12 protein-coding genes are annotated in these 13,457 nt (G+C 56.1%); 11 read left to right on the top strand and 1 reads right to left on the bottom strand.

All coding sequences use genetic code 11. The features are described from left to right. Positions 1-35: 35 nt before the first annotated feature. From C1722_RS06190 to C1722_RS06145, 10 genes are all read left to right on the top strand, one after another. A complete protein-coding gene (locus tag C1722_RS06190; RefSeq protein ID WP_146040614.1) occupies positions 36-1,529 on the top strand; it encodes a DUF2142 domain-containing protein in 1,494 nt (497 codons plus the stop codon). A gap of 180 nt (positions 1,530-1,709) precedes the next feature. Then, positions 1,710-2,486, top strand: a complete 777-nt coding sequence (locus C1722_RS06185) for an ABC transporter permease (RefSeq protein WP_102378470.1) — start codon at positions 1,710-1,712, stop codon at positions 2,484-2,486. An 18-nt stretch (positions 2,487-2,504) separates the two neighbouring features. After that, the gene (locus C1722_RS06180) at positions 2,505-3,296 is read left to right on the top strand and encodes an ABC transporter ATP-binding protein (protein ID WP_102378469.1); all 792 of its coding nucleotides are present in this window, start codon (positions 2,505-2,507) and stop codon (positions 3,294-3,296) included. Between the two features lies 1 nt (position 3,297). Beyond that, positions 3,298-4,308 (top strand): glycosyltransferase, encoded by a 1,011-nt coding sequence (locus tag C1722_RS06175; RefSeq protein WP_102378468.1) that lies wholly within the window; start codon positions 3,298-3,300, stop codon positions 4,306-4,308. Between the two features lie 2 nt (positions 4,309-4,310). Next, positions 4,311-5,303, top strand: coding sequence for a glycosyltransferase family 2 protein (locus C1722_RS06170; RefSeq protein WP_102378467.1), 993 nt, complete (start codon positions 4,311-4,313; stop codon positions 5,301-5,303). A gap of 1 nt (position 5,304) precedes the next feature. Then, complete coding sequence (locus tag C1722_RS06165) at positions 5,305-6,438, top strand: glycosyltransferase (RefSeq protein ID WP_180995059.1); 1,134 nt, start codon at positions 5,305-5,307, stop codon at positions 6,436-6,438. A 113-nt stretch (positions 6,439-6,551) separates the two neighbouring features. Beyond that, complete coding sequence (locus C1722_RS06160; RefSeq protein ID WP_102378465.1) at positions 6,552-7,778, top strand: glycosyltransferase family 2 protein; 1,227 nt, start codon at positions 6,552-6,554, stop codon at positions 7,776-7,778. Further along, positions 7,765-8,898 carry a glycosyltransferase family 2 protein gene (locus tag C1722_RS06155; protein WP_180995058.1) on the top strand — a complete coding sequence of 378 codons (1,134 nt, stop codon included), beginning with the start codon at positions 7,765-7,767 and terminating at the stop codon, positions 8,896-8,898. The genes C1722_RS06160 and C1722_RS06155 overlap by 14 nt, the downstream gene beginning before the upstream one ends. Positions 8,899-8,902: 4 nt before the next feature. Further along, positions 8,903-10,120 (top strand): glycosyltransferase family 2 protein, encoded by a 1,218-nt coding sequence (locus tag C1722_RS06150; RefSeq protein WP_102378463.1) that lies wholly within the window; start codon positions 8,903-8,905, stop codon positions 10,118-10,120. After that, positions 10,117-11,430, top strand: coding sequence for a UDP-glucose dehydrogenase family protein (locus C1722_RS06145; RefSeq protein WP_102378462.1), 1,314 nt, complete (start codon positions 10,117-10,119; stop codon positions 11,428-11,430). Before C1722_RS06150 ends, C1722_RS06145 begins: the two co-directional genes overlap by 4 nt. Before the next feature lies 1 nt (position 11,431). On the opposite strand, the gene C1722_RS06140 is transcribed toward C1722_RS06145, so the two are convergent. Then, positions 11,432-12,613: a glycosyltransferase family 4 protein gene (locus C1722_RS06140; RefSeq protein WP_102378461.1), complete on the bottom strand. Its 1,182-nt coding sequence runs from the start codon at positions 12,611-12,613 to the stop codon at positions 11,432-11,434. Positions 12,614-12,771: 158 nt separating this feature from the next. Between C1722_RS06140 and C1722_RS06135 the strand changes: the two genes are divergently transcribed. Continuing rightward, on the top strand, positions 12,772-13,452 hold the full coding sequence (locus C1722_RS06135; protein WP_102378460.1) for a glycosyltransferase: 681 nt from the start codon (positions 12,772-12,774) through the stop codon (positions 13,450-13,452). Positions 13,453-13,457 lie beyond the last annotated feature (5 nt).

Genomic DNA, 13,457 nt, shown 5'->3' with positions numbered 1-13,457 from the left:
AGCTCGTTTCGTTTCGCAGTATATGGGGAAAATCGATGTCATCAACCACTCAACTAGCTTCTGCGTGGAAAGAGAACCGCTCTTTCTATGCATTGTTCGCCGTGTACCTTGGCGCCCTTTTTGCGGGCGAATCCGGGATGCTTGCAAGCGTCTGCGCTCATTACGAGTCGGGATGGCTTACATGGCAAACGGGATGGGCGGCGATGGGGTGCCTTGCTGCCCTCGCCGCGTTGGTTGGGCTCTGGAGCCGTTCGGTGCGAAAAATCGAGACGATTTTTCTGCTTGTGGCTCCTCCGCTCTTAATAGGTTTTGCCCTGTTCATGATGCCGTTTGCCGTACCAGACGAGTTTACTCACATCAACAGGGTGTTCGACAATCGCTCGGGGGTGTGCCCCCTCACGGTTCCGGAGCAGCTAAGGGATGCAGAGGCGTGGATCGGGCCGTACTCGGGGCTTCAGGCGTGTTTCGACATACCGTTCGACTACTCGCTTACACGCGAGACGGAAAACTGCGCTGCCGCGTATTCGAGCATTAACTATCTGCTTCCTTCGCTCGCGACGCTTATTGGCGTTCCGCTGGGCATCAACGCATACGTTCTCATATTCGCCGCCCGTTTGATCAACGCGATGCTGTACCTGTTCGCGGGCTACTGGATGCTTTGCAAGATGCCCTTCGGTAAAAAACTTGCATTCGTTTTTCTCTTGAATCCGATGTTGCTTCAGCAGGAGGCGTCGTGTTCGGCCGATGCGCTCTGCAACATCGCGGCGCTCTGTTTCATCGTGCAGGTGCTTGCCATGCGCTTCGGCCAGTGCGATCCGCTTCCGAAGCGGGAGTGGGTCGTTCTTCTCGGATTGGCGTTGCTGGTCGCGCTGTGCAAATATGCCTACCTTCCTCTGATATGTGCAGCCGTCATTCTGTATCCGAGGATTGAAAGCCGAAAAATCAGATGGGTGCTCCCTTTCGCAGCGGCGTTGTTCATGGTGCTTGCTGCGGTGTTCGTTTACATGATCGGGTATTCGGCGATGCTCGAGCGCGTGCTTTCGTCGTTTAGCTTCGATGCTTTCTTCGGTTCGCTCGGCGCGACGATTGCGCAGGAAGGCGGGACGATTCTCTGGCAGTTTGCGGGCGGGAACCTTGGATGGCCCTATATGAACGGCGCCGATGCCACGGTGACCGTGAGGGTTCCTTTCGCCTGGGTCGTGTATCTCGCGGTGCTGCTCGTGGCGTTCCTTGCGAGCTTCGGCGAGCGGAAGGATCTCTTCAGGCCATGGGAGCGGGTTGTCCTGATCGCTCTCGGCGCAATCGAATCGCTTTTGTTGTTCTTGGCGTTGTGGGAGGCGCTTGCGGGACCTACAGCCGTTACCTGGATGCAGGGTCGCTACTTTATTCCCCCGGTTTTCCTTGTGCTGTGCGCGCTCGTATTGAGGGAGAAAACGCCGGCAGCGAGGCTTCCGAACCTCTTTTTCGGCATTGCGATGGTCCTTGTGAACGTGTTTTCGCTTGCGTATGTGATCCGCTTCTTTATGTAAGCGGATCGGCTCCGAAGTGCGCCGATGCCCGCATGCAACACGATGCACGGGCGTATTTGGGCGTTGGCGGCCGCTTTGCGTGGGAGTCGTGGAGACCTTCTCGGGTCGCAGGCTTGCATGCTATGATTAATTGGTTATTCGTTTGCATGAACTGGATGAAAGCGAAGGCTTGCAGCATATATGAATACGAGGCACCTCAATTTCAAACGGGATGGTTTCGTCCTCTCATCGCTTGTCTCGAAGGACTTTAAACTCAAGTACCGTCGCAGTGTTCTGGGCGTGCTATGGTCCATTCTCAACCCCTTGCTCATGATGATCGTGCTTTCGGCGGTGTTCTCGTTCGTGTTTCGGGGCGATATCGAGAACTTCCCGCTCTATCTCATTCTTGGGACGACGCTGTTCAACTTTATGGCTGCGGCAACGAACGGCGGCATGATGTCGATCATCGAGTCGGCATCGCTCATTAAGAAGATTCGTATCAACAAGATGGTGTTCCCTCTCGAGAAGGTTATTTTCGAACTCGTGAATTTCGTCATATCGCTCATTGCGGTTGTCATCGTCATGTTGTTTTTCCAGGTGGCGCCAACGTGGAATATTCTGTTCCTGCCGCTGCTGCTCGTCTATATGATCATGTTCTGCACGGGGCTCGCCCTCATTCTTGCTACGCTTACGGTGTTCTTCCGCGATGTCATTCACCTGTGGGGCGTCGTAATCACCGCTTGGACCTATGCCACACCTCTGTTCTATCCCATCCAGAGGCTGCCTGAATTTATGATTGCGATCATGGAGTTCAATCCCATGTACCAGTACGTGACGTATTTTCGCGAGATTGCTCTGTGGGCTCAAACGCCGAGCCTCGAGATGAACCTCGTTTGCTTTGCGATGGGGGCTATCACGCTGGTGGTCGGCGTTGCCGTGTTTAACCGGTCGCAGAAGAAATTCATCCTCTATGTCTAACCGTGTGGGGTTGTCGATATGAAGAAAAACAAGAACCTAGCCCGCCCGCTCGGCTCCAAGGAAATGGACGAGCTCGATCTTGCCGTAAAGGTCGATGCGGTTACCATGGTGTTCAACATGGCGAGCCAGCAACTCAACAGCCTTAAAGAGTTCTTCATCGCCTTTGCACGCCGCGAGCTTTTCTTCAAAGAATTCATCGCGCTCGATACCGTGAGCTTCGAGGTGCATAAAGGCGACGTGTACGGAATCGTCGGCACGAACGGATCCGGCAAATCGACCATGCTCAAGATCGTTGCCGGGGTGCTCGAGCCGACGAAGGGTGCTTGCAGCATAAACGGAAACATCGCACCGCTCATCGAGCTTGGGGCGGGTTTCGATATGGAGCTCTCCGCGCGCGAGAACATCTACCTCAACGGCGCGCTTCTCGGCTATCGCAAAAGCTATATCGACGAGCATTTCGAGGAAATCGTCGATTTTGCCGAAGTACGCGAATTCCTCGATCTTCCCATGAAAAACTATTCGTCGGGTATGATCGCCCGCGTCGCCTTTTCGGTGGCTACGGTCATCGTGCCCGATATCCTTATCGTCGACGAGGCGCTTTCGGTCGGTGATATGTTCTTCCAGGAGAAGTGCGAGAAGCGGATCGGCGAGCTTATCGAGAAGCACAACACGACGGTCCTGTTCGTGTCCCATAGCATCGAGCAGGTGGAGCGGGTGTGCGAGAAAGCCATCTGGATCGAGAAGGGCCATCTGCGTATGAACGGTACGGTCGAAGAGGTATGCGCCGCTTATCGGTCGATGAGGGAATAGCATGTCTGCGCCTGCCGTCAGCATTGTAGTACCCGTGTACAACACCGGAAGCTTTCTGCCTCGGTGCTTGGCGTCGCTTGAGCGGCAAACGTTCCAAGACAAGGAGGTCATTCTCGTTGACGACGGTTCGACCGACGGCTCTGCGGCGTTGTGCGATGCTTTTGCGCAGCGGCATCCGTGGGCGAGGGTTTTGCGTCATGTGCGAACCGAGGGCCTGTCCGCGGCGCGTAACGACGGGGTGGCTGCAACGATCGGGGAATTCATCGGCTTCGTCGATTCTGACGACTGGATCGCCCCCACTATGTTCGAGACCCTGCATCGCGTCGCAACGGAAACCGAAAGCGACGTAGCTCAGATTCAATACGTGCTCTGTTCGGGTGAGCGGCAGGTTGATAACCCGAACGAGTGCGTGCGAACCTTGACTGCGGAGGAGGCGCTCGCCGAAATGCTTTTCGATGAGCGCTATGCGGTGTGGAACCGTTTGTATCGTCGCAGTCTGTTCGACGCATGCGGCCCCGAGTGCTTTCCCGTCGGCAAGACGTGTGAGGACCGTGTCGCCAACTTCAAGCTTCTTCCGAATGCAAAACAAGTTGCCGTTTCGAATCGCATCGAATACTTCTACTTCCAAAATATCGGAAGCATCTCGAACGGCGGTCTCGACAGGCGGGGTCTCGATCTCATCGAGGCGGATCGCCTCATGGTCGAACTTGCGCGTGCGCTCGGCAGCGACCGCGTGTTGAAGCTCGCCGAAGATCGTGCGGCGAAAAGCTCGTTTTCGCTTCTCGTCAAATGGGCTCGGTTCGGAGTCGTCGATCCGGCGCTCGACGAAGACGGTACGGTGACCCGGTTGTTCGACGACTTCGAGAAAAACTATCGCCGTCTTATGGAATCCCCCCTGTCTTTCGGAAAGAAGGCGGTGGCTTGGCAGCTCAGGCATTGCCCGTCGCTCGTGCGGTACGAATTCAAGGCGTACGACACCCTTTCGCGGCTTGGCCGGAAGGGGGATAGTTAGCCATGGGAAAGCTTCTCACCATCGCCATGCCCTGCTACAACGTCGAAGCGTACCTTGAGCGAGGTCTCGGTTCTCTTGCGGATGACCGGTTTGCAGACGATCTCGAGGTTCTTATCGTCAACGACGGCTCGACCGATTCGACCAAGGAGATCGCCTTGCGCTACGTCGAGTCCCATCCGACGATCTTCAGGCTCATCGATAAAGAGAACGGCGGTCATGGGTCGGGCATCAACGCCGGTATCGCCCATGCGGCAGGAACGTATTTCCGCATTGTGGACGGAGACGACTGGGTCGACACCGACAATCTTGCCACCTTGCTCGATAGGCTTCGCTCCATCGATTCCGATATCGTTGTCGACGAGAAACGCGAGGTCGATATGGGCTCGATGAGCGGTAGCCTCGTGGAGTTGCCAGCGTATATCGAGGTGGACAAAGAATTGCAGTTTGCCGACATATGCAATCTGCATGATACGGAATCGTTCATAGCCATTCATACGCTGACGGTGAAGACCTCCCTGTTGCGAGAGCATGGCATCAGCATACTCGAGGGCATCTTCTACGTCGACTACGAATACATCGTCAAAGCAACTTGTTTTGCCGATACGGTTACGTTTATTCCCCTTGAGATCTACCAGTATCTTGTTGGCAACGCGAACCAAAGCGTTGCTGCCGAGAATTGGGTGAAGCGGTATTCGCATCACGAAACGGTCGTGAAGGAGTTGCTGCGATTCTCGGAAACCGATGGTTTCAGCGCACCTATTCACGAGTACCTGGTGAGGAAAACCCAGCTGCTCATCAATACCCACTACAAGGTGCTGCTCATATTCGACAAGGACAGGCGGCGGGGCGCTTCACGTGCGAAAGAGTTTCGCTTGTGGCTCAAGCGCGAATACCCCGCATTTGCCGCCTTAACCGCTGCGCGATATCGGCAGGCTCTCGGTATGCATTATCTCGGCGTCGACGCAGCCAGGCTTGATGCGATCATGGGGCGCTAGCATGGATACGTCGCGCAAGGCTCCCCGCATATCGGTTATCGTTCCCGTGTACAACGTAGGCGCTTTTCTCGATCAGTGCCTGAGCAGCGTTCGTGCGCAAACGATGAACGATATGGAAATCATCTGCCTGAACGATGGTTCGACCGACGATTCCCTCGCTATCATGAAGCATCATGCGGCCCGTGACGGGCGATTGCGCGTTGTCGACAAGGAAAACGAAGGCTACGGTGCGACGTGCAATCGCGGAATTGACCTTGCGCGGGGGGAGTACGTTGCCATCGTCGAGCCGGATGACTATCTCTTGCCAACCATGTACGAGGACCTGCTCGCATTCGTCGATTCGTTTTCCGGGAAGATCGACGTGGCGAAGGAAGCGTGGTTCGATGTGATCGATTGGGACGATCCGTCAGTTGAACGTATCGTTTCGGGGTATCTGTATAAACGGCTTCCTACCTCGCGCACGGTTCATACCGTCGATGAGCTCCCCGAATTGCTCGAAGGGCACCCCGCGATATGGTCCGCGTTGTATCGGCGCGAGTTCCTATCGCAACGGGGTATCCGCTTTCACGCTTATCCTGGTGCCGGCTGGGCCGATAATCCGTTTCTCGTCGATACCCTCTGCCAGGCTGAACGTATCGTATACCTCGATGCAATGCATTATTGCTATCGCAACGAGCTTTCAGGGGGCAAGGGGAGGCCCGTTGACGAGGAGCGGCTTGCCATGCCTTTGGCCAGGTGGCAGGACATGACTCAAGGCATTGCCGCTTGCGGGGTGGACGACCCACTCGTGTGGCAGGCTCATTACCAACGGGGTTTCAACTACATCGACGATATCATTGCGCAAGGGGGTTGGGAGAGCCCTCGCATCAAGGCGGGCATACGCGATGTCCTTCTCACGATGAGGGAGGATCTCGTGCTCGGCCACCCCAAGCTCTCTCCTGCGAAAAAGCGCTTTTACCTCGAGCAGATCGGGAGGACCGATACTCCAAAGCTGTCATCATGGCCTTATATGCGCCATCTTGCTCGGGAGTTCGCTGTTCGGTTGAGAGCACAGGGGCTGGCTGGCGCATGCAGGGCCCTTGGGGGCTTCTCGAGGCAGAAGGCCTCGGGGCGTGATGCTGAAAAGGTGAAATAGGCGTTTCTTTGCCCGTTTTCGTTGGCTAGGTTCCCCTTGTATTGTTAAGATCATACGTCAACGGGAAATACGATTCCCGCTCAGACGTAGCGATGTTGATTTGAGGAGTTGGTGTGGCGGATAGAGTTTCGGTAGTCCTTACGGTGTACAACATGGAGTCGTGCCTGCGGGAAACCATGGACTCCGTGCTTGAGCAGACGTATCGCGACCTCGAGGTTATCTGCATTGACGACGGATCGACGGACAAGTCGCTTGAGATTCTCGAAGCATATGCCTCCGACGATGATCGGGTTTCTGTCTACACCCAGGAAAACGCTGGTCCAGCGCAATCTCGCAATAGGGGCCTCGATCTGGCTACCGGCGAATACGTTATGCTGCTCGATTCCGATGACCTGTACGACCGCGAGATGATCGAGAAGCTTCACGGCCGGGCTATCGATACGGCAGCCGATGTTGTCGTGTGCCGCTCGGCGGAGTACGATCATCGTACGAAAACCGTTTCGAAAGCTCCGTGGACAGCCAAGGTCGAACAGATTCCCGCAAAGGACCCGTTTTCGTGTTCGGACATGTACGACTACGTTCTCATGGCGTTTATCGGGTGGCCTTGGGATAAGCTGTATCGGCGTTCGTTCATAGAAGCGCATAGTCTCAGATTTCCCGCTATGAGCAATAGCGAGGATCTGTATTTTGTGTTTCTCTCGCTCGTGCTAGCTGAGCGAATGAGCTTTTTCGATGAAGTGCTCATCAGGCATCGCGTCAACCGCACGGGGTCGGTGTCAAACACCCGCACCGCCAATCCGACTGAGTTTTATCGGGGGATATGCCTGCTAAAAGAAAAGCTGAAGGAAGACCCCGTTCGCTACGAGCGAATGTCGTGGGGTTTTCTCAATTGGGCTTTCGACTACACTCTTTGGAATATCGAAACGCTTCCCGAGGGGCCGGTTCGCCGCGAACTCATCGAGAAGCTGGCAGGCGGCGGATTTCCCGAGATCGAGCTTTCGTATCATGGAACAGCGTATTTTACTCTCATGCCCGACTGCATCGAACGATACGAAAGCCTTCTCGCGGAGCTCGGGGGAAATGCGCCTTGCAACCCGCGCGAGAATGAGAAGCATCCCCGCCTCAGCTACGTGACGGCGTTTTTCGCTGAAGCTCAGAAGAGGGGGTTCAAATCCGCTATAGGCGATGTGGTCTACTGGGCCATCGATAAGATCAAGGGCGAGGAGCGGGACGAGAAGCGACTTGCGAAGGACCGCGGCGCACTTCTTTTGTTTGCGGATGCCCGAGAGGCGGAACGGACCGATACGACAAGGAGGAAGACGGGTTATGAGCGAGGGTAAAGGGGCCGTACGGCCAGCTGTTTCGATTGTGATTCCTTGCTACAACGTCGAGGCATACCTCCCTGAGGTGCTCGATAGCGTCTTGGGGCAAACCTTGGAGAACATAGAAGCGATTTGCGTCAACGACGGATCGACGGATGGCACGCTCGATGTTATCAAGTCCTACGCCGCGCGCGATTCGCGCATCGTGATCATAGACAAACCCAATGGCGGCTACGGCCATAGCATGAACAAGGGAATGGACATGGCGACGGGCGAGTACATCGGCATCGTTGAATCCGACGACTACATTCTTCCAACCATGTACGAAAAGCTCTATGCGGCCGCAGAAGAAAACAACGTCGATTTCGTTCGCTCCGACTTCACGAAGTTCAAGACGGGCGCAAACGGCGAACGCGTATTCTGGGAGGAGAAGCTGACTCCGCACAGCGAGTACTACAATACGGTCATGAACCCTGCCGATAATCTCGACGTGTTCAATATGCAGATGCTTAACTGGACCGGCATCTACCGCACCGATTTTATCCGCGAGCACAACATAAGGCACCATGAAAGCCCCGGCGCCTCGTACCAGGATAATGGGTTTTGGTTCCAGACGTTTTGCTGGGCGAAGCGGATATACGCGGTGCCCGAGGCATTTTACTGCTACCGCCAGGACAATGCGGCGTCGTCGATCAACCAGAACAACAAAGTGTTCTGCATGCCCGACGAGTATGCGTGGATCAGAGACTTTCTGGCTGCTCATCCCGCGCTTGAGCAACGCTTCATCGGGGTGTTCCATTACAAGAAGATGCACAACCTGAACTTCGCCTTCTCGCTTTTGGCCCCCGAGTTCCAAATGCCGTTTCTCGAACGCTATGCGGCCGAATATCGGGAGGCATCCGCCAAAGGCGAGCTTGACGAATCGCTGTTCTGGCCCGAGGAGTGGACGGCTGTCAATAAGATTATGGCCGACCCGCAAGCGTATTGTGCCGAATACAACTTCCAAATCGAAAAGCAGGCGGCTTATAATAAGGCGCAGAGCGGCGGCTCTCTTGCATTGTTCCGCTTTCACGCGAAGTACGATGGGCTTGCGGAAACTCTGAAGATCGTTGCGAGGAGACTTGGGGAAGATAGGTAGCAGCATGGTTGATGACGGTCAATCGCCGGGAGCGGAGTTTCCGCTCGTATCGGTAATCGTTCCCGCATACAACGTGGGTTCGTACATCGATCGATGCCTGGCAAGCATCGAAGCCCAAACGTACGCTAATCTTGAAATCATCGTCGTAGACGATGGTTCGAGCGACGATACGCTTGATCGGATACGCCTACATGCGGCAGGAGACGCCCGCATAACGGTTCTCACTCAAGAGAATCGCTATGCGGGCGTAGCTCGAAACCATGGGTTCGCTCACGCCCGCGGCGAATATGCGGCGTTTCTCGACGCAGATGATTTTTTCGAGCCGAGCATGATTGAAAGCTTGGTTGCGCGGGCCATCGAAACGAGTGCCGATGTTGCAATATGCCGCTCGAATTATTTCGACGATATAACCGAAGAAGTCAAACCAATCGACTTCAGCTTGCTTTTCGTCGATCCCGCCAAGGTGTATTCGGGACGTTCGCTTCGGGATGTCATGTTCCGTTTTTGCGTCGGTTGGCCGTGGGACAAGCTGTTTCGATCCGCTTTTGTTCGGGAGCACGATCTGGCATTCCAGGATCTGCGGACCACGAACGACGCGTATTTCGTATTCATGGCGCTCATGCTTGCGGATGCTATTGCGTTTGTCGACGAGCCGCTTGTCATGCATCGAACGAACAATGCCGCATCGCTTGAACGCACGAGGAGCAAATCGTGGGCCAATGCGATCAAAGCTGCTATAGCCATCGGCGAGGGACTCGAAGACCGCGATATGTACGACATTTTCGAGCGGAGCTATGTCAATTGGTGTCTCAACTTCTCCCTGTGGAACCTTGAGACGCTTGAAGACGACGCACGCAACGGGCTTGTGAGAGAGATGGGAGAGCGGCTTGCGCCAAAGTTGCCCCTGGACGCCTCAAGGGGGTTCTATTTCGATGAGAGGGAGCGAACGGCGGCCGAAATCTTGCAGACCGATCGCCTTGGAGCGCAGTGCAGGGGTTTGCTGCTCGCATCCGAAGTCGCTCACTTGAAGAGCGATGTTGCCTGGTTGCGCGAGCATACTGCTGCGTTGAACGGCGAGCTAGCGTGGCGCGACGAGGCGATCGATCGGCTTCAGCGCGAAAAGCAAGAGGTGCTGGACTCGCATACGTATGCGGTCGGGCGGAGGGTCATGGCCGTTCCCTGTGCGATAAAAGACGTATTGTCGAAGAAGGAATCAGGATGAACATCACCGTATGCGGAACCGGGTACGTAGGCCTTGTCGCTGCAGTTGTTTTCGCTTCGAAGGGCCATCGCGTAATCGGTCTCGATATCGACGAGTGCAAGATTTCGTTGCTGAGAGGCGGTGCATCGCCGCTGTTCGAGCCGGGCCTCGAGGAACTTATGGCGAAATCGTCGTGCAATCTCGAGTTCACTGCCGATTATCGCAAAGCGTACGAGAGCGCCGATGTTATCTTCGTTGCAGTGCCGACGCCCGAGAAAGCCGACGGTTCTGCCGAGCTGTCGTATGTCATGCAGGCGTGCGACCAGATAGCCGAAAGTAGAGAGCGGGGATGCATCGTTGTCGTCAAGTCAACCGTTCCGCCGGGGACGAATGATCGCATCCAGGCCTATTTCGACGATATAGCGGGCTCTGCCCCGGGTCGACGGTTCAACGTGGTATCGAACCCCGAATTCCTCTCGCAGGGAACTGCGCTACGCGACATGCTGTATCCCGCCCGCATCGTTGTCGGTGTTCAGGACGACGACGCCGCTGATCTCATGCGTGCTCTGTATCAGCCGTTCGATGCCCCGGTGATGGTCATGGATCTCCGCAGCGCCGAGTTGGTCAAGTACGCGAGCAACGATTTTCTGGCACTCAAAATATCCTATATCAACGAGATAGCCAACCTGTGCGATGTGGTCGGCGCCGATATCGAGCGCGTTGCTGCGGGTATGGGGGCAGATCCCCGTATCGGCGATAAGTTTTTACGGGCGGGTATCGGTTACGGCGGCTCGTGCTTTCCCAAAGATACGAAGGCCCTCCATTGGCTGAGCACGTGCCACGGGCACGAAATCAAGACGATCAAGGCGGCCATCGAGGTGAATACCGCCCAAAAGACGATGCTCGTAGCGAAAGCCAAGGAGCGTTACGGATCTCTTGCGGGCAAGCGGATTGCGGTGCTCGGTCTCACGTTCAAGCCCGATACCGACGATCTTCGAGACGCTCCGTCTCTTGACGTAGTGCGCATGCTTCTTGACGAAGGTGCGCAAACGGTGCTGTACGATCCGTGCGGCATGCCTGCGTTCGAGGGGCGCTATCCGGCATCTTTGGGCGTTCTCGAATACGCTGGAGATCCGTACGAGGCATTGCGGGATTCCGATATGGCGTTCATCCTTACCGAGTGGGAAGAGTTCGCTTCGATCACTGCCGATCAGTATCAAAGCCTCATGGGTACTCCCGAGATATACGACGGACGCAACATGTATTCCCTCGATGCGTTTCGGGGCACCAGCGTGCGCTATGTTTCGATAGGAAGGCCTGTCGTCGAATAGGCTATTCCGTCGCTTCGCCGGCCGCTTCCCGCTGAGCCCTCTCGCATGCGGAGATTGCCCTTCTCGCTGTTTTTTCCCAGGAATAATCGGTTCGTACGAGTTTTCCCAGCAGTCGGCCTTTGTCGGCGGTTTGCCCGGGGTGATCGGCTGCTCGGCGAATGGCATCCGCGATTGTCTGAGGCTCTGCGTTCGGGATTATGGTGCCGTAAGCTTCGTCGGGCATCAGTTCTCTTCCGCCTCCGACTTCGGTGGCGACGGCGGTCGTGCAGCATGCCGCCGCCTCGAGCAGCGAAGTTGCGAATCCCTCGGAGCGCGAGGGGAGGCAGAGAATGTCGGATTGCGCGAGCAGAGCCGCGATGTCGGGGGGATCGAGGCGACCGAGAAGGTGCATCCTGCTTGATGCCTGCTGCGACGCCGCTTCGCTCAGGGGGCCGTCTCCGGCGACGATGAACGATATGTCGGTTCTGTCTTCGAGCAGGCGGGAGGCCTGGGCGAGTTCCTTTACCCCCTTTTCCGGCACAAGTCGTCCGACGAATGCGACGACGAAATCGCTGGCGGATAAGCCGAGCTCGTCCTTGTACGACCGCTTGCTTGCCTGCGCGCAGTACGCGTCGGCATCGATCGAGTTCGACAGTTCTCCCTGCGACGCTATGCCGAAGTGCTTGAGCCAAGCGCTCGATTTTGCCGATACCGCCCAGTACGATGCGCGGTAGCGCTTGCCGATGCTTGTCAGCGCGTGTTCGACGAATGCAACGCCTTTGTCGATCAGGGGGTTTCCCATGGTGAGATGCGCGGACCCGTGCTCGATGAGAATCGGGGTGATGCCGCGTTCTCGGGAAAAGCGGAGACCGCGATTCGACAGCAGGTAGAATCGCGTGTTCACTATGATGTAGTCGATCTGCTGTTGTCCGAGCCACGACCACAGCTCCTTGAACGAACGATCTGCGCGCGGCACGGGGTAGCGTCCACCCAAAAGCGGCCGACACGGCAACCTGACGATTTCGATGGTTCCGTCGTTTTCCCTTGGGGCGGCATCGTGGGTGTTCGATGTGACGATGATGACGCGGTACCCGAGATCGGCAATCGCGCGTGCCAGGTTGCCCGTATAGGTTTCGACTCCGCCGACGGCTGGCGAGTACAGCGCCGAGAAGATGCAGATACAGGGCTTTGTCTCGGTTGGCACGGGTTCCTCCTGTGCAGTTGATCGGGTTCAGGGCGCGTTCGTTCGCCACGAGCGCCGACAAGCATTATACTTGTTCTTCTTTGCGGATGGTGCGATGCTATTCGTGCAGATGCTGTTCTGCGCGGTGAGGCATCGGGTACGTAGACTATAATGGAGCCATGAAACTACTTGCGATCATACCTGCCTACAACGAGCAGGACTGTATTGTCGAAACGATACGAGAGCTCGATCGGGTTGCACCCGATGTCGATATCCTCGTCATCAACGACGGGTCAACGGACGGGACGGGCGATCTGTGCCGCCGAGAGGGCTATAACTTTCTCGATCTTCCCGTGAACGTCGGTTTGTCGAGCGGCTTCCAGGCGGGCATGAAGTATGCCGACCGCCAAGGATACGATTGCGCCATCCAGTTCGATGCCGACGGACAGCATCGTCCCGAATACATCAAGCCCCTGCTCGAAGCGATGGAGCAGTCGGGTGCCGATATCGTCATCGGCTCGCGGTTCGTAACGAAGAAAAAAGACGTTTCTGCTCGCATGGCCGGTTCGGCCCTCATATCGTTTCTCATCAGACTCACAACGGGCAAGAGGCTTTCTGATCCAACGTCGGGTATGCGCATGTACAACCGAAGGGCGATGGCCGAGTTCGTGAAGCGCTACGATTTCGGTCCCGAGCCCGATACGCTCGCCAACCTCATTCGCAAGGGGTTTAAGGTCGTGGAGGTCCAGGTGGAGATGAGGGAGCGCGAGACGGGCGAAAGCTATCTGAGCTTCTCGAAATCGATTATGTACATGGCACGCGCGTTCGTGTCGATTCTGATCGTACAGTGGCTCAGGTGATGCGC

The sequence above is a fragment of the Raoultibacter timonensis genome (assembly GCF_900240215.1).
Classification (GTDB): Bacteria; Actinomycetota; Coriobacteriia; order Coriobacteriales; family Eggerthellaceae; genus Raoultibacter; species Raoultibacter timonensis.
The sequence above is the reverse complement of the archived record's forward strand: the minus strand, read 5'-3'. Positions and strand labels throughout refer to the sequence as shown.

Bases quoted from the DNA above. Each gene is read 5' to 3' on its own strand.
- C1722_RS06165 (WP_180995059.1), top strand. From the start codon at position 5,305: ATGGATACGTCGCGCAAGGCTCCCCGCATATCGGTTATCGTTCCCGTG.
- C1722_RS06180 (WP_102378469.1), top strand. From the start codon at position 2,505: ATGAAGAAAAACAAGAACCTAGCCCGCCCGCTCGGCTCCAAGGAAATG.
- C1722_RS06170 (WP_102378467.1), top strand. From the start codon at position 4,311: ATGGGAAAGCTTCTCACCATCGCCATGCCCTGCTACAACGTCGAAGCG.
- C1722_RS06150 (WP_102378463.1), top strand. From the start codon at position 8,903: ATGGTTGATGACGGTCAATCGCCGGGAGCGGAGTTTCCGCTCGTATCG.
- C1722_RS06135 (WP_102378460.1), top strand. From the start codon at position 12,772: ATGAAACTACTTGCGATCATACCTGCCTACAACGAGCAGGACTGTATT.
- C1722_RS06175 (WP_102378468.1), top strand. From the start codon at position 3,298: ATGTCTGCGCCTGCCGTCAGCATTGTAGTACCCGTGTACAACACCGGA.
- C1722_RS06185 (WP_102378470.1), top strand. From the start codon at position 1,710: ATGAATACGAGGCACCTCAATTTCAAACGGGATGGTTTCGTCCTCTCA.
- C1722_RS06190 (WP_146040614.1), top strand. From the start codon at position 36: ATGTCATCAACCACTCAACTAGCTTCTGCGTGGAAAGAGAACCGCTCT.
- C1722_RS06145 (WP_102378462.1), top strand. From the start codon at position 10,117: ATGAACATCACCGTATGCGGAACCGGGTACGTAGGCCTTGTCGCTGCA.
- C1722_RS06155 (WP_180995058.1), top strand. From the start codon at position 7,765: ATGAGCGAGGGTAAAGGGGCCGTACGGCCAGCTGTTTCGATTGTGATT.